25 protein-coding genes are annotated in these 24,567 nt (G+C 65.2%); 19 read left to right on the forward strand and 6 right to left on the reverse strand.

Features of this window, described 5'->3' with window-relative positions:
• The first annotated feature begins 19 nt into the window (after window positions 1-19).
• The 15 genes from nuoG (at window position 20) to AC3A6F_RS06705 (ending at window position 14,873) form a co-directional block, all read left to right on the forward strand.
• Window positions 20-2,362, forward strand: a complete 2,343-nt coding sequence (gene nuoG / locus AC3A6F_RS06635; protein WP_487679155.1) for an NADH-quinone oxidoreductase subunit NuoG — start codon at window positions 20-22, stop codon at window positions 2,360-2,362.
• Window positions 2,362-3,453, forward strand: a complete 1,092-nt coding sequence (gene nuoH / locus AC3A6F_RS06640) for an NADH-quinone oxidoreductase subunit NuoH (protein ID WP_123067875.1) — start codon at window positions 2,362-2,364, stop codon at window positions 3,451-3,453. The genes nuoG and nuoH overlap by 1 nt, the downstream gene beginning before the upstream one ends.
• Window positions 3,454-3,462: 9 nt before the next feature.
• Window positions 3,463-3,951, forward strand: a complete 489-nt coding sequence (gene nuoI, locus AC3A6F_RS06645) for an NADH-quinone oxidoreductase subunit NuoI (RefSeq protein ID WP_487679156.1) — start codon at window positions 3,463-3,465, stop codon at window positions 3,949-3,951.
• Window positions 3,952-3,975: 24 nt separating this feature from the next.
• On the forward strand, window positions 3,976-4,662 hold the full coding sequence (locus tag AC3A6F_RS06650; RefSeq protein ID WP_487679157.1) for an NADH-quinone oxidoreductase subunit J: 687 nt from the start codon (window positions 3,976-3,978) through the stop codon (window positions 4,660-4,662).
• Complete coding sequence (nuoK, locus tag AC3A6F_RS06655; protein ID WP_123067878.1) at window positions 4,659-4,967, forward strand: NADH-quinone oxidoreductase subunit NuoK; 309 nt, start codon at window positions 4,659-4,661, stop codon at window positions 4,965-4,967. The genes AC3A6F_RS06650 and nuoK overlap by 4 nt, the downstream gene beginning before the upstream one ends.
• Window positions 4,968-5,006: 39 nt before the next feature.
• Window positions 5,007-7,121 (forward strand): NADH-quinone oxidoreductase subunit L, encoded by a 2,115-nt coding sequence (gene nuoL, locus AC3A6F_RS06660; RefSeq protein ID WP_487679158.1) that lies wholly within the window; start codon window positions 5,007-5,009, stop codon window positions 7,119-7,121.
• A 22-nt stretch (window positions 7,122-7,143) separates the two neighbouring features.
• Complete coding sequence (locus AC3A6F_RS06665) at window positions 7,144-8,646, forward strand: NADH-quinone oxidoreductase subunit M (RefSeq protein ID WP_487679159.1); 1,503 nt, start codon at window positions 7,144-7,146, stop codon at window positions 8,644-8,646.
• Window positions 8,647-8,652: 6 nt separating this feature from the next.
• The gene (gene nuoN / locus AC3A6F_RS06670; protein ID WP_487679160.1) at window positions 8,653-10,167 is read left to right on the forward strand and encodes an NADH-quinone oxidoreductase subunit NuoN; all 1,515 of its coding nucleotides are present in this window, start codon (window positions 8,653-8,655) and stop codon (window positions 10,165-10,167) included.
• Window positions 10,168-10,170: 3 nt separating this feature from the next.
• Window positions 10,171-10,497, forward strand: coding sequence for a DUF2818 family protein (locus AC3A6F_RS06675; RefSeq protein WP_487679161.1), 327 nt, complete (start codon window positions 10,171-10,173; stop codon window positions 10,495-10,497).
• Between the two features lie 211 nt (window positions 10,498-10,708).
• Window positions 10,709-11,263: an NUDIX domain-containing protein gene (locus tag AC3A6F_RS06680; RefSeq protein WP_487679162.1), complete on the forward strand. Its 555-nt coding sequence runs from the start codon at window positions 10,709-10,711 to the stop codon at window positions 11,261-11,263.
• A gap of 5 nt (window positions 11,264-11,268) precedes the next feature.
• Window positions 11,269-11,982 (forward strand): hypothetical protein, encoded by a 714-nt coding sequence (locus AC3A6F_RS06685; RefSeq protein WP_487679163.1) that lies wholly within the window; start codon window positions 11,269-11,271, stop codon window positions 11,980-11,982.
• Window positions 11,979-12,716, forward strand: coding sequence for a 2-C-methyl-D-erythritol 4-phosphate cytidylyltransferase (ispD, locus tag AC3A6F_RS06690; RefSeq protein ID WP_487679164.1), 738 nt, complete (start codon window positions 11,979-11,981; stop codon window positions 12,714-12,716). Before AC3A6F_RS06685 ends, ispD begins: the two co-directional genes overlap by 4 nt.
• A 19-nt stretch (window positions 12,717-12,735) precedes the next feature.
• The gene (gene ispF / locus AC3A6F_RS06695; protein WP_487679165.1) at window positions 12,736-13,251 is read left to right on the forward strand and encodes a 2-C-methyl-D-erythritol 2,4-cyclodiphosphate synthase; all 516 of its coding nucleotides are present in this window, start codon (window positions 12,736-12,738) and stop codon (window positions 13,249-13,251) included.
• Between the two features lie 48 nt (window positions 13,252-13,299).
• Window positions 13,300-14,562 carry an MFS transporter gene (locus AC3A6F_RS06700; RefSeq protein WP_487679166.1) on the forward strand — a complete coding sequence of 421 codons (1,263 nt, stop codon included), beginning with the start codon at window positions 13,300-13,302 and terminating at the stop codon, window positions 14,560-14,562.
• A gap of 2 nt (window positions 14,563-14,564) precedes the next feature.
• Window positions 14,565-14,873, forward strand: a complete 309-nt coding sequence (locus AC3A6F_RS06705) for a hypothetical protein (RefSeq protein ID WP_487679167.1) — start codon at window positions 14,565-14,567, stop codon at window positions 14,871-14,873.
• Between the two features lie 42 nt (window positions 14,874-14,915).
• On the opposite strand, the gene AC3A6F_RS06710 is transcribed toward AC3A6F_RS06705, so the two are convergent.
• Window positions 14,916-15,101 carry a hypothetical protein gene (locus tag AC3A6F_RS06710; protein WP_487679168.1) on the reverse strand — a complete coding sequence of 62 codons (186 nt, stop codon included), beginning with the start codon at window positions 15,099-15,101 and terminating at the stop codon, window positions 14,916-14,918.
• A gap of 41 nt (window positions 15,102-15,142) precedes the next feature.
• Complete coding sequence (locus AC3A6F_RS06715) at window positions 15,143-15,502, reverse strand: NADH-quinone oxidoreductase subunit A (protein WP_109347086.1); 360 nt, start codon at window positions 15,500-15,502, stop codon at window positions 15,143-15,145.
• Between the two features lie 237 nt (window positions 15,503-15,739).
• Between AC3A6F_RS06715 and AC3A6F_RS06720 the strand changes: the two genes are divergently transcribed.
• Both AC3A6F_RS06720 and AC3A6F_RS06725 read left to right on the forward strand, forming a co-directional pair.
• Window positions 15,740-16,294, forward strand: a complete 555-nt coding sequence (locus AC3A6F_RS06720) for an NADPH-dependent FMN reductase (protein ID WP_487679169.1) — start codon at window positions 15,740-15,742, stop codon at window positions 16,292-16,294.
• 33 nt (window positions 16,295-16,327) lie between these two features.
• Complete coding sequence (locus tag AC3A6F_RS06725) at window positions 16,328-17,239, forward strand: ion transporter (protein WP_487679170.1); 912 nt, start codon at window positions 16,328-16,330, stop codon at window positions 17,237-17,239.
• 52 nt (window positions 17,240-17,291) lie between these two features.
• Here AC3A6F_RS06725 and AC3A6F_RS06730 read toward each other — a convergent pair whose 3' ends face one another.
• A complete protein-coding gene (locus AC3A6F_RS06730) occupies window positions 17,292-18,104 on the reverse strand; it encodes a hypothetical protein (protein WP_487679171.1) in 813 nt (270 codons plus the stop codon).
• A 192-nt stretch (window positions 18,105-18,296) separates the two neighbouring features.
• Here AC3A6F_RS06730 and AC3A6F_RS06735 point away from each other — a divergent pair, with 192 nt between their 5' ends.
• The gene (locus tag AC3A6F_RS06735; RefSeq protein ID WP_487679172.1) at window positions 18,297-18,899 is read left to right on the forward strand and encodes a phasin family protein; all 603 of its coding nucleotides are present in this window, start codon (window positions 18,297-18,299) and stop codon (window positions 18,897-18,899) included.
• A gap of 2 nt (window positions 18,900-18,901) precedes the next feature.
• Here the strand turns inward: AC3A6F_RS06735 and AC3A6F_RS06740 are convergent, their stop codons facing one another.
• From AC3A6F_RS06740 to AC3A6F_RS06750, 3 genes are all read right to left on the reverse strand, one after another.
• Window positions 18,902-20,122 (reverse strand): acyltransferase family protein, encoded by a 1,221-nt coding sequence (locus AC3A6F_RS06740; RefSeq protein ID WP_487679173.1) that lies wholly within the window; start codon window positions 20,120-20,122, stop codon window positions 18,902-18,904.
• Window positions 20,123-20,201: 79 nt separating this feature from the next.
• On the reverse strand, window positions 20,202-20,927 hold the full coding sequence (locus AC3A6F_RS06745; RefSeq protein ID WP_487679174.1) for a LytR/AlgR family response regulator transcription factor: 726 nt from the start codon (window positions 20,925-20,927) through the stop codon (window positions 20,202-20,204).
• Entirely contained in the window at window positions 20,915-21,970 is a 1,056-nt protein-coding gene (locus AC3A6F_RS06750; RefSeq protein WP_487679175.1) for a sensor histidine kinase, read from the reverse strand. The genes AC3A6F_RS06745 and AC3A6F_RS06750 overlap by 13 nt, the downstream gene beginning before the upstream one ends.
• A 133-nt stretch (window positions 21,971-22,103) precedes the next feature.
• Between AC3A6F_RS06750 and AC3A6F_RS06755 the strand changes: the two genes are divergently transcribed.
• On the forward strand, window positions 22,104-24,554 hold the full coding sequence (locus AC3A6F_RS06755) for a hybrid sensor histidine kinase/response regulator (RefSeq protein WP_487679176.1): 2,451 nt from the start codon (window positions 22,104-22,106) through the stop codon (window positions 24,552-24,554).
• The last annotated feature ends 13 nt before the right edge of the window (window positions 24,555-24,567 follow it).

Raw genomic sequence — 24,567 nt, forward strand, 5'->3', positions numbered from 1 at the left:
CAGGTCAGGTAACGATCAAATGGTTGAAATCGAATTAGACGGCAAGAAAGTCGAAGTCCCACCGGGTTCCATGGTGATGGACGCCGCAAACAAACTCGGCACCTATATTCCGCACTTCTGCTATCACAAGAAATTGTCGATCGCAGCGAACTGCCGCATGTGCCTGGTCGAAGTGGAAAAGGCGCCCAAGCCCTTGCCAGCATGCGCCACGCCAGTGTCGCCGGGCATGATCGTGCGCAGCCACAGCGACAAGGCCGTGCAGGCCCAGAAGTCGGTGATGGAATTCCTGCTCATTAACCACCCCCTGGATTGCCCGATCTGCGACCAGGGCGGCGAATGCCAGCTGCAGGATCTGGCCGTCGGCTACGGCAAGAGCGGCTCGCGCTACGAAGAAGAAAAACGCGTAGTGGCCCCGAAAGAAGCGGGCCCGCTGATCTCGATGGAAGAGATGTCGCGTTGCATCCAGTGCACCCGTTGCGTGCGTTTCGGCCAGGAAGTGGCCGGCGTCATGGAATTCGGCATGCTGGGCCGCGGCGAGCACTCCGAGATCACTACTTTTGTGGGCAAGACCGTCGACTCGGAAGTGTCCGGTAACATGATCGACCTGTGCCCGGTCGGCGCGCTGACCAGCAAGCCGTTCCGCTACTCGGCACGTCCCTGGGAACTGCAGCGCCGCAAATCGGTGTCGCCGCACGATTCGCTGGGCGCCAACCTGATCGTCCAGGTCAAGGGCGGCAAAGTCATGCGCGTGCTGCCGCTCGAGAACGAAGCGGTCAACGAGTGCTGGCTGTCGGATAAAGAGCGCTTCTCGTACGAGGCGCTGGACAATGCCGATCGCCTGACGAAACCGATGATCAAGCAGGACAACAAGTGGATCGAGACCGAGTGGTCGACGGCCCTTGAATATGTCGCTCACGGCCTGCGCAATATCCGCCACGAGCATGGCGCCGACAGTCTCGCGGCCGTCGCCACCGCCCATTCGACGGTGGAAGAACTGTACCTGCTGAACAAGGCGTTCCGCGGCTTCGGTTCGGAGAACATCGACTTCCGCCTGCGCCAGAGCGATTTCGCCCTGGACGGCCAGGTGACCCCATGGCTGGGCATGCCGATCGCGCAACTGTCGACCCTGAAGCGCGCCCTGGTCATCGGCTCCTTCCTGCGCAAGGATCACCCGCTGGTCACCACCCGCCTGCGCGCCGCCACCAAGGCCGGCCTGCGCCTGTCGGTGCTGGGTGGCAGCGATGAAGAGCTGCTGATGAAGGTCGCCCACAAGCTGGTCGCCGCACCGAGCGACTGGCTGGTCGCCCTGTCGGAAGTCGTGGTCGCCATCGCCGCCGACAAGAACATCGCCGTACCAAACGGTTTCGAGAACATCGAAGCGTCGGAGCATGCGCGCGCCATCGCCGCTTCGCTGGTCGTCGTCGGTGACGTCGAAGTCCCAGGCGCCATCCTGCTGGGCAACGCCGCCGCACAACATCCGCAAGCTTCGCAGATCCACGCTTGCGCCCAGTGGATCGCCGAGCAGACCGGTTGCTCGTTCGGCTACCTGGTCGACGCCGCCAATACCGTCGGCGGCCACCTGGTGGGCGCTGTCTCTGGCAAGAAGGAATCGCTGTTCGCCACGCCGAAGAAAGCCTATGTGCTGCTGAACGCGGAACCGGAACTGGATGCAGCCAATCCGCAGCAAGCCGTCGCCGCCCTGAAGGGCGCCGAGATGGTGGTCGCGATGTCGGCCTTCAAGCATGGCATGGATTACGCCGACGTGCTGCTGCCGATCGCGCCGTTCTCGGAAACCTCGGGCACGTTCGTGAACTGCGAAGGCCGTGCACAGAGCTTCAACGGCACCGTGCGTCCGCTGGGCGATGCGCGTCCGGCCTGGAAAGTGCTGCGCGTGCTGGGTAACCTCTTGGGCCTGACCGGCTTCGACTACGAGACCTCGGAATCGATCCGCGACGAAGCCTTCGGCAAGGGCAATACCGATCTGTCGGCCAAGCTGAACAATGTGGCGAGCCTGGCCCCGACCGCGGGTGCCTACGCCCCGGCCGGCCAGCTCGAGCGCCTGACCGACGTGCCGGTGTACTTCACCGACGCGCTGGCGCGCCGTTCCGAGCCGCTGCAGCGCACCGCCGACGCGAATGCGCCGCTGGTCACGCTGTCGAAAGCGGTCGCCGAATCGATCGGCGTCACTGCCGGCGACAAGGTCAAGGTCACGCAAGGCAACGGTTCGGCCGTCCTGGTCGCCAACGTCGACAAGACCCTGCCGTCGAATGCGGTGCGTGTCGCCGCCGGCCACCCGGCCGTCGCCACGCTCGGCGCGATGTTCGGTTCCATCCAAGTTGAAAAAGCAGGGGAGGGCAAGTAATGGCAACGCCCGGTTACATCGATTCATTCAACGCCGGCGGCGCCGACCTGCTCGGCCCGGTCTGGCCGCTGGTCTGGACCATCATCAAGATCGTCGCGGTGGTCGCACCGCTGATGATCGCGATCGCCTACGCCACCCTGTGGGAACGTAAATTCATCGGCTGGATCCAGATCCGTATTGGCCCGAACCGCGTCGGTCCTGGCGGCCTGCTGCAGCCGATGGCCGACGGCCTGAAGCTCTTGATCAAAGAGATCGTGATCCCGGCCAAGGCGAACCGCAACCTGTTCATCATCGGCCCGATCATGACGATCATGCCGGCGCTTGCGGCCTGGTCGGTGGTGCCGTTCGGCCCGCAATTCGCGCTGGCCGACGTCAACGCCGGCGTGCTGCTGCTGCTGGCGATCACCTCGGTCGAAGTCTACGGCATCATCATCGCCGGCTGGGCCTCGAACTCGAAGTACTCGTTCATGGGCGCGATGCGCGCTTCGGCCCAGATGATCTCGTATGAAATCCCGATGGGCTTCGTGCTGGTGGTCGTGCTGATGGTGTCGGGCACCCTGAACCTGTCGGGTATCGTCGCCGGCCAGCAAGTGGGCATGTTCGCCGACATGGGCATCAACTTCCTGTCGTGGAACTGGCTGCCGCTGTTCCCGCTGTTCATCATCTACCTCGTGTCGGGCCTGGCCGAGTGCGGTCGTCACCCGTTCGACGTGATCGAAGGCGAATCGGAAATCGTGGCCGGCCACATGGTCGAGTATTCGGGCATGTCGTACGCGATGTTCATGCTGGCCGAATACGGCAACATGATCCTGATCGGTACCCTGGCTTCGCTGTTCTTCATGGGCGGCTGGTCGGCGCCGTTCGCCTTCCTGGAAGTGGGCGGCACCATTGGTGGCTTCATCGGCTTCTTCTGGCTGTTCCTGAAAGCCTTCCTGTTCGTGACCTTCTTCATCTGGGTCCGCGGTACCTTCCCACGCTACCGCTATGACCAGATCATGCGCCTGGGCTGGAAAGTGTTCATCCCGCTGACCCTGATCTGGCTGGTTGTCGTTGCCGTCTGGATGCAGACGCCGTGGAATATTTGGAAGTAAGGAACGGACATGTCTCGAATGAAAGAAATCCTCGGCAGCTTGATGCTGACCGAGTTGATCAAGGGCCTTGCCCTGACCGGGAAATATGCGCTGTCGCGCAAGATCACGGTCCAGTACCCGGAAGAAAAGACTCCCATGTCGAATCGCTTCCGCGGCCTGCACGCGTTGCGTCGCTACCCCAACGGGGAAGAGCGCTGCATCGCCTGCAAGCTGTGCGAAGCGGTGTGCCCGGCGATGGCCATCACGATCGAATCGTCGCAGCGCGATGACGGCACCCGCCGCACCACGCGCTACGACATCGACCTGACCAAGTGCATTTTCTGCGGCTTCTGCGAAGAATCGTGCCCGGTCGACTCGATCGTGGAAACCAGCATCTTCGAGTATCACGGCGAAAAACGCGGCGATCTCTACTACACCAAAGAGATGCTGCTCGCCGTGGGTGACCGCTACGAAGCCGAGATCGCCGCCGCCCGCGAGGCGGACGCGAAGTACCGCTAATAACAAAAGGGTCCTGGGTAAGTCATGACATTTACAACTGTTCTGTTCTACGTGTTCGCGGCCATCATGGTGCTGGCCAGCTTGCGCGTCATCACCGCCAAGAATCCGGTCCACGCCGCGCTGTTCCTGGTGCTGGCCTTCTTCAACGCGGCCGGCATCTGGCTGCTGCTGAAGGCTGAATTCCTCGCCATCGTGCTGGTGCTGGTCTATGTGGGCGCCGTCATGGTGCTGTTCCTCTTCGTCGTCATGATGCTCGACATTAATATCGACCGCATGCGCGAAGGCTTCTGGGGCTACCTGCCCGTGGCGGCCGGCGTCGGCGGCCTGATCGTGCTCGAGATGGGTGCTGTCCTGTGGCATGGCTACAGCAACTTCCAGCAAACGCCGGAAGCGGCCGCCCTGAACATCGGCGGCACCAAGGAACTGGGCCTGCAGATCTACACCCGCTATATCTACGGCTTCGAAATCGCCGCCGTGGTGCTGCTGGTGGCGATCATCGCCGCCGTCGCCCTGACCCTGCGCCGCCGCAAGGACACCAAAGCCATCGACCCGGGCCAAGCGGTTCGCGTCAAGCGTAACGACCGCCTCAAGATCGTCAAGGTCGAGACGGTCAACCAGCGCGCCATCGACGCAGCGAACGTCGAGAAGGCCGCAGCCGCTGCAAGTGCTGCTGCTGCCGCTGCCGCCGCCGAACCGAAGGAGCCAAAATGACGTTGACGCTCGCACACTACCTGATCCTGGGCGCGATCCTGTTCGCGATCTCGGTGGTCGGCATCTTCCTGAACCGGAAGAACATCATCATCCTGCTGATGGCCATCGAACTGATGCTGCTGGCAGTGAACCTGAACTTCATCGCGTTCTCGCATTACCTGGGCGACGCGGCGGGGCAGATCTTCGTGTTCTTCATTTTGACCGTCGCGGCCGCCGAATCTGCAATCGGCCTGGCGATCCTGGTGGTCCTGTTCCGTAACCTGGACACGATCAACGTGGAAGACCTCGACAGCCTCAAAGGCTGATGAGCTCGGCTCGATAACTAATAACGAATAAGGTTCAACATGGCGGGGCAAATTTCAACCTCACTCTTACTGGCGGTGCCTCTGGCGCCGTTGGCAGGCTCGGCGATCGCCGGCCTGCTCGGTACCAAGTTCCTGGGCAATGTGGTCGGTCGCAAGGTGTCGCATACGGCGACCATCCTGGGCGTGCTGATCGCGCTGATCATCTCGGTGCAAACCCTGATGGCCACGCTGGGTGGCTTCACGCTGAATGAAGATCTCTACACCTGGATGACGGTCGGCACGCTCAAGCTCGCCGTCGGCTTCCAGATCGATACCCTGACCGCGATGATGATGTGCGTGGTGACCTCGGTGTCGCTGATGGTCCACATCTACACGATCGGCTATATGGCCGAAGACGACGGCTACAACCGCTTCTTCTCGTACATCTCGCTGTTCACCTTCGCGATGCTGATGCTGGTCATGTCCAACAACTTCCTGCAGCTGTTCTTCGGCTGGGAAGCGGTGGGCCTGGTCTCGTATCTGCTGATCGGTTTCTGGTACACCCGTCCGACCGCGATCTTCGCGAACATGAAGGCTTTCCTGGTCAACCGCGTGGGCGACTTCGGCTTCATCCTCGGTATTGGCCTGATCCTGGCCAGTGCCGGCACAATGAACTACGCCGAAGTGTTCGAAAAGGCCGACCAGCTGGCCTTGATGACCGTGCCTGGCACCGACTGGCCGCTGCTGACCGCCGCCTGTATCTGCCTGTTCATCGGCGCGATGGGTAAATCGGCGCAGTTCCCGCTGCACGTCTGGCTGCCTGACTCGATGGAAGGCCCAACCCCGATCTCGGCACTGATCCACGCCGCGACGATGGTTACCGCTGGCATCTTCATGGTGTCGCGCATGTCGCCGCTGTTCGAGCTGTCGGATGGCGCACTCTCCTTCATCATCGTCATCGGTTCGATCACCGCGCTGTTCATGGGCTTTTTGGGCATCATTCAGAACGACATCAAGCGCGTGGTCGCTTACTCGACCTTGTCGCAGCTGGGTTACATGACCGTGGCGCTGGGCGTGTCGGCCTACTCGGTCGCCGCCTTCCACCTGATGACCCACGCCTTCTTCAAGGCGCTGCTGTTCCTCGGCGCCGGCTCGGTCATCATCGGCATGCACCACGACCAGGACATGCGCAATATGGGCGGCCTGCGCAAGTACATGCCGATCACCTGGATCACCTCGCTGATCGGTTCGCTGGCCCTGATCGGTACCCCATTGTTCTCGGGCTTCTACTCGAAGGATTCGATCATCGAAGCGGTGCACGCAAGCACGCTGCCGGGTTCGGGCTTCGCCAACTTCGCGGTGCTGGCCGGCGTGTTCGTCACGGCGTTCTACTCGTTCCGTATGTATTTCCTGGTGTTCCATGGCGAAGAGCGTTTTGGTAAAGCACATGCACACGATCATCATGACGATCATGCGCATACCAAAGCTGCCGCGCACGACCATGCCGATCCGCACGCGCTGCACGATTCGGGCGCGCACCACGAAGAAGACGCGCACGACGACCACGGCCACCACGGCCTGGCCCCAGGCCAGAAGCCGCACGAGTCGCCATGGGTCGTGACCTTGCCGCTGATCCTGCTGGCCATCCCGTCGGTCGTCATCGGCTACCTGGCGATCGGTCCTATGTTGCACGGTGATTTCTTCGACGGCGTGATCACGGTCAATCCTGCTCACCCTGCGATGGCCGAACTGGGCGAGATGTTCCATGGCGCCGGCGCGATGGCCCTGCACGGCCTGCAGACCGCACCGTTCTGGCTGGCACTGGCAGGCGTCGTTGCCGCCTACTACTGCTATATGGTCAACCCGCGCGTGCCGGCCTGGTTCTACGCCAAGTTCAAGCCACTGCACACCCTGCTGGACAACAAGTACTACATGGATGCGTTCAACCAGAAGTTCTTCGCTGGCGGCGCACTCGGCGTGGGCAAGGGCCTGTGGAATGTCGGCGACCGCAGCCTGATCGACGGCCTGGTCGTCAATGGCAGCGCCAAACTGGTGGGCTGGTTCTCGACCGTCACCAAGCGCGCGCAGACCGGTTACATCTATCACTATGCGTTCGTGATGATCGTCGGCGTACTGGCAGCGATGCTGTACTTCTTCCCGTTCTGGCGCGGTTAATCACAGGCAGAGATAAAGAAAAATGATGCAGTCAACAATTTCTACGTTTCCACCGTACCTGAGCCTGGCAATCTGGCTCCCGATCCTGTTCGGCGTGCTGGTCCTGGCCATCGGCCGCGACAAGAACGCCGGGATGGTGCGCATGATGTCACTGGCCGGCGCCGTCGTCAGCCTGCTGCCGACGATCCCGCTGATCGCCAATTTCGATAACACCACGGTCGGCATGCAGTTCTATGAACAGGCAGCCTGGATCGAGCGCTTCAACATCTTCTACCGCCTCGGCGTGGACGGCCTGTCGCTCTGGTTCGTGCCGCTGACCGCCTTCATCACCATCATCGTGGTGCTGGCGGCGTGGCAGGTGATCGAAGAACGCGTGGCCCAGTACATGGGCTCGTTCCTGATCCTGTCGGGCCTGATGATCGGCGTGTTCTGCGCGCTGGACGGCCTGCTGTTCTACTTCTTCTTCGAAGCAACGCTGATCCCGATGTTCATCATCATCGGCGTGTTCGGCGGCCCGAATCGCGTGTACGCGGCATTCAAGTTCTTCCTGTACACCTTCTTCGGTTCGCTGCTGACCCTGGTCGCAATCGTCTACCTGTACAACAAGTCGGGTTCCTTCGACATCCTGGCCTGGCATGACCTGCCGCTGACGATGAAAGAACAGATCCTGATCTTCATCGCCTTCTTCATGGCCTTCGCCGTGAAAGTGCCGATGTGGCCGGTGCACACCTGGCTGCCGGACGCCCACGTCGAAGCGCCAACCGGCGGTTCGGTCGTGCTGGCCGCGATCATGCTCAAGCTCGGCGCCTACGGTTTCCTGCGCTTCTCGCTGCCGATCACGCCAGATGCCAGCCAGTACCTGGCGCCGGTCGTCATCGGCCTGTCGCTGGTCGCCGTGATCTACATCGGCCTGGTGGCCCTGGTGCAGAAGGACATGAAGAAACTGGTGGCGTACTCGTCGATCGCACACATGGGCTTCGTGACCCTGGGCTTCTTCATGTTCAACGACCTGGGCGTGCAGGGCGGCCTGATGCAGGCGATCTCGCACGGCTTCGTGTCGGGCGCGATGTTCCTGTGTATCGGCGTGCTGTACGACCGAGTGCACTCGCGTGAAATCGCCGACTACGGTGGCGTCGTGAACACGATGCCGAAGTTCGCCGCCTTCGTCGTGCTGTTCTCGATGGCCAATGCCGGCCTGCCGGCGACCTCGGGCTTCATCGGCGAGTTCATGGTGATCCTGGGCGCGGTCGAGTTCAACTTCTGGACCGGTGTCGCATCGGGTACCGCCCTGATCCTGGGCGCGGCCTACTCGCTGTGGATGGTCAAGCGCGTCATCTTCGGGCCAGTGGCCAACAAGAAAGTCGCTGCGTTGACCGACCTGAACGGCCGTGAGTTCGCCATCCTGTCGGTGCTGGCAATCGCCACCCTGGCGATGGGCCTGTACCCGGCGCCGATCGCCGAGACGCTGCAAGTCTCGGTCACCGACCTGCTTCAGCACGTCGCAGTCAGCAAAGTGCCTCAATAAAACGCCATGAATGAAATGAACTCGACCCTGTTATCGGCTGCCGACACCAATCTGGCGCCGGTCTATGCCGAAATCTTCCTGCTGATCGCGACGTCGGCGATCCTGCTGATCGACCTGTTCCTGAAAGAGGGCAAGCGCAACCTGACCTATGGCCTGTCGCTGCTGGCGATCGGCGGCTGCGCGATCTTCTCCTTCATGGATTTCGACTCGGGCGCGACCGTGTACACCTTCAGTGGCATGTACGTGTCGGATCCGATGTCGAACCTGCTCAAGATGTTCACCTACCTGGCCACGGCCATGACCATCGTCTACTCGCGCCAGTACGCCGGCGAGCGCGGCATGATGTCGGGCAACCTGGGCGGTGAGTTCTACACGCTCGCGCTGTTCTCGATGCTGGGCCAGATGATCATGATCTCGGGTAACAGCATGCTGTCGATCTACCTGGGCCTGGAACTGATGTCGCTGTCGCTGTACGCGCTGGTTGCACTGCGCCGCGACCACGCAATCTCGACCGAAGCCGCGATGAAGTACTTCATCCTGGGCGCCCTGGCATCGGGCTTCCTGCTGTACGGCATCTCGATGATCTACGGCGCGACCGGTTCGCTCGACATCACTACCATCGCGCAAGTGACCGCCGCGGAAGGCGCCAACCGCACCATCCTGGTGTTCGGCCTGGTGTTCGTGGTGGCCGGCCTGGCCTTCAAGCTGGGCGTGGTGCCATTCCACATGTGGGTGCCGGACGTGGTGCAGGGCGCCCCGACCGCCGTGACCCTGCTGCTGGGCGGCGCGCCGAAGATCGCCACCTTCGCCATCGTGATCCGCCTGCTGGCCGAAGCGCTGCCGTCGATGGCCTTCGACTGGCAGCAGATGCTGCTCGTGGTCGCCGTGCTGTCGCTGGCCTTCGGTAACGTGACCGCGATCGCGCAGACCAATATCAAGCGCATGCTGGCGTACTCGACGATCGCCCAGATGGGCTTCGTGGTGCTGGCCCTGGTGGTCGGCAACGTCGATGGCGACACCACCAATGCCGCAGCCGCCTACAGCGCCGCGATGTACTACACCATCATCTACGTGCTGACCACGGTCGGTACCTTCGGCCTGATCATGATGCTGGCGCGCGCCGGCCATGAGGCGGAGCTGATCAGCGACTTCAAGGGTCTCGGCAAGCGCAGCCCATGGTTCGCGATCGTCGCCACGATCCTGATGTTCTCGCTGGCCGGCGTGCCGCCGATGGTGGGCTTCATCGCCAAGTACGCCGTGATCCAGGCCGTCGCCAACGCCGGCATGGTGTGGCTGGCCGTCGTGGCCGTGATGTTCTCGCTGATCGGCGCGTTCTACTACCTGCGTATCGTCAAGACCATCTGGTTCGACGAAGCCGTGGACACTGCCGCGATTTCGACCCCTACCGATATGCGCGTCATCATGTCGTTGAACGGCGTCGCCATCGTCGTGCTGGGCGTGGTCCCGGGCGGCCTGCTGGCGATCTGCTACAGCGCCATGCAGGCGACCCTGGCAAATTAAGCCATGGATAGCTCGCTGGCCGCATTGCTGGTGATTGCCCTCGCACTGGCGGGGGCCAATCTGCCGTTCGTGAACGAGCGCCTGTTCGGCTTCGTGCCGGTCCCGGCAGGCAAGGCGGCGGCAGGGGAGCCCCGCAACAAGGCGTTCGCGCTGCGCCTGCTCGAGCTGGTGGTCTTGTACTTCATCGTCGGACTGGTCGCGAAGCTGCTGGAATCGCGTATCGGCTCGGTGTTCGTGCAGACCTGGGAGTTTTATGCGGTCACCGGCTGCATGTTCCTGGTGCTGGCGTTTCCGGGCTTCGTGATGCGGTATATGCGCAAGCGTCGTTAAGTTCAACCAGTACAGCCAACCCGTCGTTCCCGCGCAGGCGGGAACCTAAGTTTTTAGCGTTATCGATACGCGAGCAACTTAGGTTCCCGCCTCCGCGGGAAGTCTTTTTTGGCAGTGCCAAAAAAGACGTTTTTGGGCCAACAATATCTCGTGCGGCGCGGGTTTCGCTTATGATTCTTACCATTGCAGTCTCAACTAACTGGAGTGAAAAGTGCCGGATCTGAAAGAAACCCGCATCGACGGCGGCGTCGTCTACGACGGCCATTTTTTGAAAGTCGAAAAAGACCGCATTCGCCTGCCGGACGGCTCGGAGAGCCAGCGCGAGTTCTTCCGCCATCCCGGCGCCGTCGTGATCCTGCCGCTGCTACCCGATGGCCGCGTGCTGCTCGAGCGCCAGTTCCGCTATCCGAACGGGCAGGTGTTCATCGAATTCCCGGCCGGGAAGATCGATCCGGGCGAAGACCACCTCGAATGCGCCAAGCGCGAGCTCAGGGAAGAAACCGGCTACACGGCGGGACGCTGGCGCTTCGTCTGCACCATCCACAATGCGATCGCCTATTCGGATGAGCACCTGGAGATCTTCCTGGCCGAAGACATGACCGCGGGCGAGCAGCAGCTCGACGCCGGCGAGTTCCTCGAAATCTTCAGCGCCACCGTGCCCGAGCTGCTCGAGATGGTGCGCAAGGGCGAGATCACCGACGTCAAGACCATCATCGGCACCTTCTGGCTCGAGAAGATCCTGGCCGGCCACTGGACGCCTGCCTGACCATCATGCAGCCGCGCCGGAGCCTGGCCGCGCTGTCGGCTGCGTGTGCGATGGTCGTGGTCGCCCCGGCCTCAGCCCAGGCCCGCACCCCGTTCCAGGCGCAATGCGAGGACACCATCGGCGAGACGATCTCGGTGCTGTCCGGCCGCGGTGAAGGCTACCGCATCGATAACACGCGCTCCTATTTCGACCTGACGCGCCTGAAGGGCAGCGTGCGCCGCGGCTCCTGGGTGCTGGGCCTGACGCATACCGAGGCGCGGGTGAGCATCAAGGTCGGCGGGCGCATGCTGACGGATCGCGCCAGCGGCCATGAATGCGTGGCGCCGCGTATCGACGTCAACCTGTATTACGCGCCCATCGTGATCTATGTCAGCCGGGAATTCCCGCCGGGATCGTGTTCCTACCGGGAAGTGCTGGCCCACGAGATGCGCCACCTGCAGACCTACCAGGATTTTTTGCCGAAGGCCGAAGCCATCGTCCGCGCCAGGCTGGCGGCGCGCTTTGCCGGCAAGCCGCTGTATGCACCGATCGGACAAGCGCGATCCCTGCTCCAGCGCGAAGTCGACCGCAGCTGGATGCCCTACATTAAACGTGAGATGGAAAAGGTCGAAGTATTGCAGGCGGCCATTGATACGCCGCAGGAATACGCCCGCCTGGGCAAGGTTTGCGCAGGTGAGGTACAGTCTTTGCTTAGACAGGCAACACGAAGCAGTTCATGACCACCGAGCAAGCAAACGAAACGAACACGGCAGCGCGGCAGCATGTCGCCCTCATTCCGGCGGCCGGCGTCGGCGCCCGCATGGCGGCCGGCAGCCCCAAGCAGTATCTTGCCATCGGCGCCAAGCCCATGCTGCGCCACACGGTCGACGCCTTCCTATCCAGCCCGCTGATCGCCCACACCTATGTGGTGGTGAGCGCGGACGATCCCTTCATCGACGGCGTGCTGCCCGACGCGCAGGAGGCGGGCAAGCGCGTCACCGTGCTGCGCTGCGGGGGCGCGACCCGCATGGAGTCGATCCGCAACGGCCTGCATGCGCTGCGCGACGTGCTCGGCCAGGCCGACCGCGTGCTGGTCCACGACGCCGCCCGGCCCGGCCTGAACGCCGCGCTGATCGAACGCCTGATCGTCGAGACCGGCGACCATGCGGCCGGCGGCCTGCTGGCACTGCCCGTGGTCGACACCGTCAAGCGCCGCGACGCAGACCATGTCGCGACCGTCCCGCGCGACGGGCTGTGGCTGGCCCAGACCCCGCAGATGTTTTCCTACGCGCTGCTGTGCCGCGCGCTCGACGCGGCCACGGATCCGGCCGCGATCACCGACGACGCCAGCGCGGTCGAGGCGCTGGGCCTGGCCCCGAGACTGGTCGAAGGCCATCCGCGCAACCTGAAAGTCACGCTGCCATCCGACATCCGCATCGCCGAGATGTACCTGGCGCTCGATTCCACCATTTGAACGACACGAACCACACACCATGGCACTCGCATCCTACAATCCTCATCCTCCGTTTCGCATCGGCACCGGTTACGACAACCACGCGCTGGTCGAAGGCCGCAAGCTGATCGTCGGCGGCGTCACCATCCCGCATCGCCTGGGCCTCCTGGGCCATTCCGACGCCGACGTGCTGCTGCATGCGATCATCGATTCGCTGTTGGGCGCGGCCGCGCTGGGCGACATCGGCAAGCACTTCCCGGACACCGACCCGATGTTCGCCGGCGCCGATTCGCGCACCCTGCTGCGCGAAGTCGCGCACCGCGTGCTGAACTCGGGCTACACCATCGGCAATATCGACGCCACGATCATCGCCCAGCAGCCGAAGATGGCGCCGCACATTCCGCTGATGGTCTCGCGCATCGCCGAAGACCTGGGGGTGTCGCCGCAACAGGTCAACATCAAGGCCAAGACCAACGAAAAGCTGGGCTACCTGGGCCGCGAAGAAGGCATGGCGGCGCACTCGACGGCGCTGCTGATCCGGGCCTCCACGGAGTAGTATTGACGGGCTTCGGCAAAGGTCGAAAAGGCAATCTATAATTGCCCGATGACCAACGCCAACCCAGCACTCTCGCCGCGCGCGGCCTGGACCCTGATCCTGGTTGCCAGCGCCATCATGATGATCACGATGGGCGCGCGGCTGACCAGCGGCCTGTTCCTGTCGCCACTGAATACCGCGACCGGGCTCGGCGTGGCCAGCATCAGCTTCGTGATGGCGGTGGCCCAGCTGATGTGGGGCGCGGCCCAGCCGGTGTTTGGCGCCGTCGCCGACAAATACGGGCCGGGCAGGGTGATCGCCCTCGGCGGGATGATGCTGGCGGCGGGCACCGCCGCCACGCCCTTCGTCGATTCGCAGTGGGCGCTGCTGCTCACGATGGGCTTTCTGTCGGCGGCCGGGGCCGGCGCCGGCAGCTTCTCGATCCTGATCGGCGCCACCGCCCAGCGCCTGCCCGCCGAGCGGCGCGCCTTTGCCTCGGGCTTCATCAACGCCGGCGGCTCCTTCGGCCAGTTCGTGTTCGCGCCGCTGATGGGCGCCATCATCGCCGGCGCCGGCTGGATCTGGGCCATGCTCACCATGGCCGCGGCCACCTTGCTGACCATTCCGCTGGCATGGCCGCTGCGTGGCAGGAAAGCCGCCGCCGTACCTGTGGCTACGGCGACGGCGCCTGCAGCGTCGCAGCCGGCCGCGCCCACGATCTCGCTCGGCCAGCAGTTGCGCCAGGCGATGCGCGACCGCAGTTATATCTGCCTGCACCTGGGCTTTTTCACCTGCGGCTTCCACATCGCCTTCCTGGTCACCCACCTGCCGGGCGAGGTCGCGATGTGCGGCCTGCCGGCCAGCGTCTCGGCCACAGCCCTGGCGTTGATCGGCCTGTTCAACATCGCCGGCAGCCTGGGCGCCGGGATGCTGGCCTCGCGCTACCGCATGAAGTCGCTGCTGTTCTGGATCTATGCCAGCCGCGCCGTGCTGGTGGGCATCTACCTGCTGGCGCCCAAGACCGAGTGGACCTTCTACCTGTTCGCTGCCGCGCTCGGCGCTACCTGGCTGGCCACCGTCCCGCCGACGGCCGGCCTGGTCGGCAAGCTGTTCGGCGTGCGCTACCTGGCCACCCTGTTCGGCATGACCCTGCTGTCGCACCAGATCGGCGGCTTCTTCGGCGCCTGGCTGGGCGGCCTGGCCGTGGTGCACACCGGGGACTATAGCTGGATGTGGTATGCCGACATGGCGCTAGCGCTGGCGGCGGCCCTGGTGAACCTGCCGATCCGCGAAGCGGCGGTGGTGCGTTCGCCCAAGCTGGCGGGTGCGTGACGATGGCGCGCGACGCCTGGGCCTACCGCGAACTCGTCGTTGAATCGGCGCTCGATGCGCGCAGCGGCAAGCCGCGCATTCGGCCGGTGTCGGGACAGGCCTTTGCGACCGATATGCGGGTGCAGTGTTCGCGCCGCCTGCTCGACACCGGGCAGTATCCGATCGGTACGCGCTTTCGGCTGTCGGCGCGGATCACGGATCGACAAGGGGGGGAACCGTTCCTGTATGCATGGCATGGCGACCCGGCGGTCGTCATGAGCAAGGCAGAGGTAAAGCGTTTTCTGGAGATGTACCGACGCCTGCGGCTGTAAGGCGGGACGAAAAAAAGCCGCGGGATTCGCGGCCATGGAAGTCTAGTCGATGGTGGGAGGAGGGACTCCGGCTCCGGTGGCCAGCACGAACAGGCTCAGGGCGATCCCGGTGCCGGCGATGGTCGCGAGCAGCGCCGCGGTGCGCGGTTTCGCGTTCATGTGCGAGCGCCAGGCCGCGTCCAGCAGGCCGATGCCGATCACCAGGTTCACGAACAGCATGGCGTCCATCGTCACTCCCTCAGGTGGCGCGGGAACTCAGTCCCGCGCACTCAGTCCCAATCAAGCGCGCCCTTTTTCCACTCGTAAGCCAGGCCGATCGTCAGCAGGCCCAGGAACACCATCATGGCCCAGAAGCCGGTCGAGCCGATGTCGGTGACGACGACCGCCCAAGGCACCAGGAAGGCCACTTCCAGGTCGAACAGGATGAACAGGATCGCGACCAGGTAGAAGCGCACGTCGAACTGCATGCGCGCATCGCCGAAGGCTTCGAAACCGCACTCGTACTGCGACAGCTTCTCGGGATCGGGACGGTGCGGGCCCAGCACGCGGCCCAGCACCTGGGGCGCGACGCCGACCAGGATGCCGATGATGATGAACATGAGTACGGGGAAGTATTCTTCGAGATTCATGGTTCTGCTGCGCGGTGATGCGCGTGGGTTGATAAAGGAATGATGCGGCCTCGACAGGCAAAGTTGGGCTCGATTCTAACCGCATATAACCTTGTTGCCAACCAGGCATTTTGCGTGTAATTACCGCGTTTTAGTCGGTATTTACGCCTAACTGGCCTCTATCGGCTCCGCGCGCGGCACAAAATGGTTATTATCAGGGGTTGGCAAAACGACCTCATCCAAACCCAAAGGAGCACCATGGTCTCGAAAAAAATCGCCGTCCTCGTCGGCAGCCTGCGCAAGGATTCTTACACTCGCCGCGTGGCCCACAGCCTGATCGAGTCGGCCCCGGAAGGACTCGAACTCACGATCGTCGAACTGCGCGACCTGCCGCTGTATAACGAGGACGACGAGACGGCGACGCCGCCGGCCGCGTTCACGGCCTTCCGCGACGCCATCGGCCAGGCCGACGGCATCCTGTTCTGCACGCCGGAATACAACCGCTCGGTGCCGGGAGCGCTGAAAAACGCGATCGACGTCGGCTCGCGCCCCTACGGCAAGGCGGCCTTCGCCGACAAGCCCTGCGCCATCGTCAGCGTCTCGCCGGGCGCGCTTGGCGGCTTCGGCGCCAACCACCATCTGCGCCAGATGCTGCCGTTCCTGAACATGCCGACCATGCCGGCGCCGGAAGCCTATGTCGGCGGCGTCGCCGGCAAGTACGAGGCAGACAAGCTGGTCGACGAATCGTCGCGCGCCTTCTTCCAGAAATTCATGGCCGCCTTTGGCGCCTGGGTGGAGCAGCATGCCAAATAACGGCCTGGCTGCGCGGGCGGGGAACTGCTACAGATGATCCGCGCGACCGACAGCAAGATCGATAGCAAGTTCGTGCCGACGCCGCCGCGCGACCTGCCCACGCTGCTGGGCCGTCCGCCCGACGGCTGGCGCGCGCGCATGTTCGACGTCATCTTTGGCAACGACACGCCGGCCGGGCGCCGCTTCGACATCGTGCTGGTGATCCTGATCCTGCTCAGCATCCTGGTCGTGATCCTCGACAGCGTGCCCTCGATCTACAGCGAGTATTCCGGCGTGACCTCGGTGCTCGAATGGGGCTTCACGATCCTGTTTACGATCGAATACATCGCGCGCCTGGTGTGCATCCAGCGCCCGGTGCGCTATGCGCGCAGCTTCTACGGCATCATCGACCTGGTGTCGGTGCTGCCGACCTACCTGTCGCTGCTGCTGCCCGGCAGCCAGGTATTCCTGGACGTGCGCATCCTGCGCCTGCTGCGGGTCTTCCGCATCTTCAAGCTGACCTTGTACATCGAGGAATACACGCGCCTGGGCGAAGCCCTGGTCGCCAGCCGGCGCAAGATCATGGTGTTCCTGTCGGTGGTGCTGATGCTGATCCTGATCCTCGGCACCGTGATGTACGTGATCGAGGGGCCGGACAACGGCTTCACCAGCATCCCGATGTCGATGTACTGGGCCACGGTGACCATCACCACGGTGGGCTATGGCGACATGGTGCCGCACACGCCGGTGGGCAAGGCGATCGCCTCGTTCATGGTGCTGCTGGGCTGGGGCATCCTGGCGGTGCCGACGGGGATCGTCTCGGCCGAGATGACGTCGCAGAAGATGTCGCGCCACGCCCCGCGCGGCACGCCGCGCCAGTGCGGCGCCTGCGGCAGCGGCGACCATGACCCGCGCGCCCACTTCTGCAAGGATTGCGGCGCGCCGCTGGCGCCGGCCCCGGAGTAACGCGAGGGGTCTGCACCGCGCACCATGATGGCGTGCGGTGCACCGCGATCGCTCAGGCCATTGCGGCGTGCATCGTGTACCGCGCTGGTGCATGTATTGGTGCATGCACCGGCGCGCGCGGCGGCGCCGGACGCGCCAGCGTGACCGGCGGCGGGACGGTGGCGTCGCGTTCGAGCCAGTAATTGAACTGGCCGAAGCTGGGCTGCGCGCCGGCGTCGACGTCCTGGAAGAAATCCTCGAGCATCTGGCGATAGGCGGCGCGGCGCGAGAAGGCGTCGTTGCTGGCCGCATAGCGCGCGGCGGCGGCGCGGAAGATCGCGCGCATCCGCTCGTCGGCATTGGTGCCGGTGGCCGCGCCCTTGCGCGGACGCCCGCGCTTGATGCCGGCCGTGACCGCGCGGGTGCGGCCCGGCGCGCCCGAATTGCCGTAGTCCGGCAGCAGGGCGTCGGGTGTCTGGCCGCGCTCCCAGTAACGGCGCAGGTAGCGCAGGATGCTCGATTTCGACATGCCATGGGCGGCGGCGTAGCCGGCCATCAGCGTGGCGCGCTGGCGTGGATCGTACAGCGCGTGGCGGTCGGTGTGCAGGGCGCGCACGGCCGACCAGGCCTTGGCCTGCAGGTTCAGGTAGCCCTGCGGCACCGGTTCGCGCGGCGGCGCCGCGGCGAACGGGTCGACCAGCAGGCGGCGCGCACGGCCCGACGCCAGCGCTTCTTCCAGCGCCGCCACCGGCATCGGCTCGGGCATGGCCGCATGGCTGCCCAGTTGATAAGTCCAGGCCAGCGCCCGCGGCTGGTCGATCCACAGCACGCGGACGGTGCGCCCGGGCGTGCCCGCGAATTCGACTACATCGTTCTGTCCAATCATCTTTACCTCCCACAAAGCCCTTGGAATCCAGGGTGCTTTCTGACATGCAAGGATCGGGCCAGCCCGCGTACACCCGGGGACTGCACGTTTGGTGCACCTCAACCGTGCACGAGCGGGAGCGCTTTAGTGTCGTAATTCGTGCCCAGGCACGCCATTTCACATTCGATCTCATTCATCCACAGAGAGGCATGCATGTATCCGTTTCCGCAATCCGTGACGCCGGCCGTGCGCACCCATATGGACGCCCAGACCGCCTTCGTCAACGAGATGTCCAAATCCCTGTTCCGTTCCTTCCAGCAAATGTGTGAGCTCAACATCCAGCTGGCCCAGACCATGCTGGAGGAAACCACGCTGGCCAGTCAGCACGTGCTGAGCGTCGACCGCCAGTCCGAACTGCTGGGCGCGGCCTCGGCGCGGGCCCAGCCGGCCACCGAGAAGCTGCGCGCCTACCAGCAGCATATTTCGCGCCTGGCCACCGACGCCCAGGTCGAGCTGGCGCGCGTCACCGAGCAGCACGTGCAGAACACCACCCGCACCGCGCGCGCCGTGGTCGACGAAGTGGCGCGCACTTCGGCCGAGGAAGCCGAGCGCGGCATCCGTAGCCAGCAGGAGGCGCTGCGCACCATGACCGACCCGTTTACGCGCGCCGACGGTGCGATCCACGCGCGCGCCGATGGCACGGTGCAGCCGCCACAGCAGGTCGGCCAGCAGGCCAGCCAGCAAGCCAGCCAGCAAGTGGCGCAGCAGGTGGCCCAGGCCAGCCAGCAGGTGCGTCAAGCGGGCGCGACGCACTGAGCTCAGCGCGGCGCCGGCATCTGGCCGTGCGCCGGGGCCGGCCCGCCCTCCGTCCTTGCCCGCGGCGCCAGGCCGAACAGTGGCCGCGCCCAGGGCAGGCGGCGCACGATCTCGTACAGCGCGAAGCTGCCGGTGGCAGTGAGCACCATCAGCAGCAGCGCCTCGACGCCGGGCGCCAGGTTCAGCGGCTTGAAGGCATGCGCCATCAGCACGATCAGGGTCTGGTGCGCGATATAGACCGGGAACACCGCATCGGTGAGGTAGCGCCGCGCCGGCCCGTCGCGGTCCAGGTGGCGGCGCGCGAAACCGCAGGCCGCGACGATGGCGCCCCAGGCGCACAGCGTGTACACGCAGCGCATGATGGGAACCCAGATCGCCATCATCTGCGCGCTGTGCTCATGGTGGGGTGCGGCGTACCAGGCCACGATGGCGGCCCATCCGGCCAGTGCGATGCCGAGCGCCATCCAGCGCACGCTCTCTATGCGTTCCCACACGTGGCGGCTGCGCGCCACCAGGGCGCCGAGCAGGAACATCGGCAGGTAGGTGGCATGGTTGAACCAGTCGTCGACCAGGGCGTGGGTGGACGGGAAGCGGTCGGCCAGCAGGATGCGCATCACGGCGAGGAACAGCGCCGGCAGCACCAGCAGTTTCCAGCCTTTCAATATGGCGGCGGTACGCGCGGCCAGCGCGTCGATGCGGGCATTGCCCAACAATGCCGTGCAGGCGGCAAACACCAACGTATACACCCACAGGTAGGCGACGAACCATAAATGGTTCCAGGTCGGCAGGATCAGGCAGCCGTCCTGGCAGAAGCCATCGTAGCCAACCAGGTACAGGCGCATGAAGGCCATGAAGCCGTCGGCATAGCCGAGCTTTTCGACCACCTCGAGCCAGGGCTGCGGCGGCACGATGACCAGCATGCCGAACAGCAGCGGCAGCAGCAGGCGCAGGCTGCGCCGCCGCACGAAGGTCCCCGGCGCCATCTTGCGCAGCAAGAAATGCGAGGCCGCGCCAGCCACGAAGAACAGCAGGCCCAGGCGCCACGGCGAGGACAGCAGCATGAACGGCTCCGGACCGGTCCCGGCGTGCGGGCTTTTCACGTGCCAGTCCCAGCTCACGTAGTACATGCCCACGTGATAGGCGATCAGTACGAAGAAGGCCAGGATACGAACCCAGTCGAGGAAGTACAGGCGTTGATTGCCTGCGGAAGTGTTTGGCTGCATGGCGCGCTCTTGTCATGATGGGAGCGCCAGCATCGCGCGCAGGCGGGATAGATGCCAGCGCCAGGGGGCGAACCGGGCCTTATGTGGGGCGAGCCGGTTCCAGCCGTTCGACCAGGGCGGGACGGTACTGGCGGCTGCACGGCACCCGCGCGCCGCTGCGCAGCACCAGTTCGCAATCGCCCTTGTCGAGCGGTGCGATGCGCGCGATGGCCGACAGGCGCACCGCCGCGCGCCGGTGGCAGCGCACGAAGGCCGGGCCGAGCTGGCCGAGCAGGGCGCCAAGGGTCTGGCGCAACAGCGGCGCGCCGGCGGACGTGTGCAGCGCCACGTAGTTATCGGCCGTCTCGAGCCACTCAATTTCGGCCACCTGCACCACGCGTGTCGCACCGCGCTCGCTCACCAGCAGCTGGCGCGGCGGGCTGGGTGGTGGTGGCGCCGCCTGCATAGGCGCGTCCAGGCGCGCGCGCAGCCGTTCGAGCGCCCGCTGCAGGCGGGCCTGGTCGAAGGGCTTGAGCAGATAGTCCACCGCCTCGCTGTCGAAGGCGCGCAGCGCATAGTCTTCGTGGGCGGTGACGAACACCACCAGCGGCGCCGGCGCCGGCAGCGAGACGGCCAGGTCGATGCCCGACAGTTCTGGCATCTCGATATCGAGCAGCAGCGCATCCGGCCGCTCGCTCTCGACCATGCGCAGGGCCTCGACGCCGTCGACCGCTTCGCGCACCGACCCGATGCCCGGGGCCAAAGCCAGCATGCGGCGCAGCCGGTCGCGCGCCGGACGTTCGTCGTCGACGATCAGCAGGTGCATGGTAGCCTCATCTCTGCGCGTACGCCGGCGGGCGCCAGGGCGATCAAGGCCAGGCCCGCGTCTTTTCCGTGCAGGGCCGCCAGCCGCGTGCGCAGGTTGGCCACCGTGATGCCGGGCGTGCTTGACTCGTCCAGCACGCCGCCGTCATCCTCGACCCGCACCACCATGGCGTCGCCGTCGATATGGGCCGCGACCCGGATTGCGGTCGACTCGCGGCGCTGTCCGACCGTGTGCTTGAACACGTTCTCGAGCAGCGGTTGCAGGCTGATGGCGGGCAGCATGACGTCCAGCGCGGCCGGGTCGATGTCCCAGGCCAGCGTCACCCGTCCCTCGAAGCGCTCGGCCATCACCGCCGCATAGCCCTGGGCCAGGCGCAGCTCGTCGCGCAGGCGCGCCTGCGGCCGTTCGCCCAGGGCCAGGGTGGCGCGCAGCACGTCGGCCAGCCGCACCAGCGTGGCGTCGGCGCGCGCCACATCGGTGTGCATCAGGGATGAAATGGTGTTGAGCGCATTGAACAGGAAGTGCGGCTGCATCTGGCGCGTCAGGCGTTCGAGCTGGGCCTCGCGCAGCAGGGCGCCGGCCTGCTCGGCCCTGACCCTTTCCTTCATCATCTCGCTATAGGACAAGAGGCCGAAGCCGATCGTCGTGAACAAGCCGAAGAACAGCGAGATCTTGAGCGCTTCGTAGACGAACACCTCGTCCCAGGGCTGGTGGTGGTAAGTCGAGCCCGCCAGCGCATAGACGCCGTGGCGGATCCCGAACACGATCGGCGTGAATCCGAACCAGTACAGCGGCAGCCAGCGCAGTTGCCGGCCGAACCAGCGCCGGGGCGTGGCGACCAGCGCATCGTCGCCGGTGCTGAAACGGCGCTGGACCAGGAACAGCATGGTCGCCACCAGCGCCGACGAGGTCTCCCACAGGATCGGCTGCCAGGGCGCGGCGCCGCCGTCGCGCCGGTAATCCTCGAGCGCCACCAGTACCATGATGGTCCAGAACAGGACCCAGGCGATGCTGGCGACGACGAGGCTGCGGTTCGTGGGCACGGATGGCGCTCTGGAAGAGAAAACCCGATGATCGTGCATCGTCGGGCGTTCGTCAAACCGGTCCGGCGATCGCGATGGTGTGACAATCTGTGACGATTGCGTATCGCGCAAGTTCATCGTGCGACAATAAGGAATGAGCACACCTGGCCACGAATCTGTCAGCGATAAGGGCGAACCCGCCGACCCGCACGCGATGCGCACGCTGCTGGCCGCCCACGACTGGCCTGCAAGCGCCATGGGCGACCCCGGCGGCTGGCCGGTCGAGCTGCGGGTGGCGCTCGACCTGATGCTCGATGCGCCCTATCCGACGCTGGTGTGCTGGACCGGGCAATACCTGATGCTCTACAACGACGCCTATGCGCGGCTCCTGGGCACGGCCCATCCGGCCGCGCTGGGCAAGCCGCTGCGCGACGTGATGCCCACCCTGTGGCCGGACGTCGCGCCGCTGGCCGACGCCGCCATGGCGGGCCGTTCCGGCCAGGTCGAGGACTTGTGCGTTGTGCTGCCTCCGGGAGCCGACGAGTGCGAGCGCTGGTTCACCGCCTCCTATATTCCCTTGCGCAGTCTGGCCGGCGAGGTCAAGGGCTTCGTGCACACCGCCGTCGAGACCACCGGCCGCGTGCTCGAGGCGCGCCGTGCCGAGGCGGCGCGGCGGGCGAGCGATGCGCGCCTGTCGGCGGTGTTCGACAGCCTGCCGGTCGGCGTGGCCGTGACCGATACCCTTGGCGCGGTGGTGCTGGCCAACGATGCGATGCGGCGCTATGTGCCGGCCCGCTTCATGCCCTCGCGCGACGCGCAGCGCCTGGCGCGCTGGACGGTGCTGGATGGCGCCGGCAAGCCGGTGGCGGCAGGGGACTTCCCTGGCGCGCGCGCGCTGCGCGGCGAGCGCGTGGTGCCGGGAATGGAGGCCTTGTATCGCGCCGATGACGGCCGCGAAATCTGGACCCATATCAGCTCGGTGCCGATCGTCGATGCCGACGGCAGGATCGACGGCCAGGTCTCGGTGGTCACCGACATCGACCGTGTCAAGCGCACCGAGGTGGCCCTGCGCGAGTCCGAAGAAAAATACCGCAAGCTGTTCGAGGAGGTCGACGAGGCCTTCTGCATCCTGGAAGTGAAATTCGACGCCGGCGGCGCGCCCATCGACCTGGTGTTCCTCGAGGTGAATCCGATGTTCGCGATCCAGAGCGGCATTCCCGATGCCCGCGGACGCTCGGTGCATGAGCTGGCGCCCGGTCTCGAAGCGGTCTGGCTGGAGCGCTACGGCGCGGTGGCGCGCACCGGCGAATCGATCCTGTTCGAGGAATATTCGCCGAAGCTCGAACGCTGGTTCGAGGTCAATGCCTCGCGCATCGGCGCGCCCGAGGCGCGCCAGGTGGCGCTGGTGTTCCGCGACACCAGCGAACGCAAGCGCATCGAGGAAGACATGCGGCGCCTGGCCCGCGAGGCCTCGGAAGCGAGCCGGCGCAAGAGCGAGTTCCTGGCGGTGCTGGCGCACGAACTGCGCAACCCGATGGCGACCATCCGCACCGGCCTCGAGATCATGCGCCTGCGCGCCGACAGTCCCGACACCATGGCGCGCGTGCGCGAAATGCTCGAGCGCCAGACCCACCAGCTGTCGCACCTTGTCGACGACCTGCTCGACGTCGCCCGCGTCAGCAGCGGCAAGATCGAGATCCGCAAGCAGCTGGTCGACCTCAACCGGGTGGTGACGAGCGCGGTGGAGACCAGCACGGCGGTCATCCAGGGCGCCCGCCACCGGCTCGAGGTCATCCTGTGGCCGGAAGCGCTGTTGCTGGACGTCGATCCGACCCGCATCGCCCAGGTGGTGAGCAACCTCTTGACCAATGCCGCCAAATACACCGCGCCCGGCGGCGACATCCGCCTTGAAGTGCGCAAGGACGCGGGAGCGGCAGCGGGTTGCGCCACCATCGCGGTGAGCGACAGCGGCGTCGGCATCCTGCCCGAGCACCAGGAGGCGATCTTCGAGATGTTCAGCCAGGTCGGCGACCATGGCGGCCTGGCCCAGGGCGGGCTGGGCATCGGCCTGTCGCTGGTGCGCCAGCTGGTGGCCCTGCACGGCGGCGCCATCTCGGTGCACAGCGCCGGCGCCGGCCAGGGCAGCACTTTCACCGTGCGCCTGCCGCTCGGCGCGCGTCCCGACGCCGGGCCGGGCGAGGCCGTGCAGGAGCTGCGGCACGAGCAGCGCGCGCTTCCGCGCCGCAGCTTCCGCATCCTGGTGGTGGACGACAATACCGATGCCGCCGAGAGCCTGTCGCTGCTGCTGCAGATGAACGCCCACGAGATCCGCACCGCGACCAATGGCCGCGACGCGCTGGCGCTGGTGAGCGGCTTCACCCCCGACATCGCTTTTCTCGACATCGGCATGCCGGGCATGACAGGCTACGAGCTCGCGGCACGGCTGCGCGCCATGCCGGCGCTGGCGCGTACGGTCATCGTCGCCGTCACCGGCTGGGGTTCGGAAGAAGACCAGCTGCGCGCGCGCGAAGCCGGTTTCGATCACCACTTCACCAAGCCGATCGCGGCCGAGGCGGTGAGCCGCCTGCTGGGCCGGTTGGGCTAGCAAGCCCGGTTGC

It is taken from the genome of Massilia sp. Soil_C_3, from assembly GCF_057657035.1.

Bases quoted from the DNA above. Each gene is read 5' to 3' on its own strand.
- nuoG (WP_487679155.1), top strand. From the start codon at position 20: ATGGTTGAAATCGAATTAGACGGCAAGAAAGTCGAAGTCCCACCGGGT.
- nuoH (WP_123067875.1), top strand. From the start codon at position 2,362: ATGGCAACGCCCGGTTACATCGATTCATTCAACGCCGGCGGCGCCGAC.
- nuoI (WP_487679156.1), top strand. From the start codon at position 3,463: ATGTCTCGAATGAAAGAAATCCTCGGCAGCTTGATGCTGACCGAGTTG.
- AC3A6F_RS06650 (WP_487679157.1), top strand. From the start codon at position 3,976: ATGACATTTACAACTGTTCTGTTCTACGTGTTCGCGGCCATCATGGTG.
- nuoK (WP_123067878.1), top strand. From the start codon at position 4,659: ATGACGTTGACGCTCGCACACTACCTGATCCTGGGCGCGATCCTGTTC.
- nuoL (WP_487679158.1), top strand. From the start codon at position 5,007: ATGGCGGGGCAAATTTCAACCTCACTCTTACTGGCGGTGCCTCTGGCG.
- AC3A6F_RS06665 (WP_487679159.1), top strand. From the start codon at position 7,144: ATGATGCAGTCAACAATTTCTACGTTTCCACCGTACCTGAGCCTGGCA.
- nuoN (WP_487679160.1), top strand. From the start codon at position 8,653: ATGAATGAAATGAACTCGACCCTGTTATCGGCTGCCGACACCAATCTG.
- AC3A6F_RS06675 (WP_487679161.1), top strand. From the start codon at position 10,171: ATGGATAGCTCGCTGGCCGCATTGCTGGTGATTGCCCTCGCACTGGCG.
- AC3A6F_RS06685 (WP_487679163.1), top strand. From the start codon at position 11,269: ATGCAGCCGCGCCGGAGCCTGGCCGCGCTGTCGGCTGCGTGTGCGATG.
- ispD (WP_487679164.1), top strand. From the start codon at position 11,979: ATGACCACCGAGCAAGCAAACGAAACGAACACGGCAGCGCGGCAGCAT.
- ispF (WP_487679165.1), top strand. From the start codon at position 12,736: ATGGCACTCGCATCCTACAATCCTCATCCTCCGTTTCGCATCGGCACC.
- AC3A6F_RS06700 (WP_487679166.1), top strand. From the start codon at position 13,300: ATGACCAACGCCAACCCAGCACTCTCGCCGCGCGCGGCCTGGACCCTG.
- AC3A6F_RS06705 (WP_487679167.1), top strand. From the start codon at position 14,565: ATGGCGCGCGACGCCTGGGCCTACCGCGAACTCGTCGTTGAATCGGCG.
- AC3A6F_RS06710 (WP_487679168.1), bottom strand. From the start codon at position 15,101: ATGGACGCCATGCTGTTCGTGAACCTGGTGATCGGCATCGGCCTGCTG.
- AC3A6F_RS06715 (WP_109347086.1), bottom strand. From the start codon at position 15,502: ATGAATCTCGAAGAATACTTCCCCGTACTCATGTTCATCATCATCGGC.
- AC3A6F_RS06720 (WP_487679169.1), top strand. From the start codon at position 15,740: ATGGTCTCGAAAAAAATCGCCGTCCTCGTCGGCAGCCTGCGCAAGGAT.
- AC3A6F_RS06725 (WP_487679170.1), top strand. From the start codon at position 16,328: ATGATCCGCGCGACCGACAGCAAGATCGATAGCAAGTTCGTGCCGACG.
- AC3A6F_RS06730 (WP_487679171.1), bottom strand. From the start codon at position 18,104: ATGATTGGACAGAACGATGTAGTCGAATTCGCGGGCACGCCCGGGCGC.
- AC3A6F_RS06735 (WP_487679172.1), top strand. From the start codon at position 18,297: ATGTATCCGTTTCCGCAATCCGTGACGCCGGCCGTGCGCACCCATATG.
- AC3A6F_RS06740 (WP_487679173.1), bottom strand. From the start codon at position 20,122: ATGCAGCCAAACACTTCCGCAGGCAATCAACGCCTGTACTTCCTCGAC.
- AC3A6F_RS06745 (WP_487679174.1), bottom strand. From the start codon at position 20,927: ATGCACCTGCTGATCGTCGACGACGAACGTCCGGCGCGCGACCGGCTG.
- AC3A6F_RS06755 (WP_487679176.1), top strand. From the start codon at position 22,104: ATGAGCACACCTGGCCACGAATCTGTCAGCGATAAGGGCGAACCCGCC.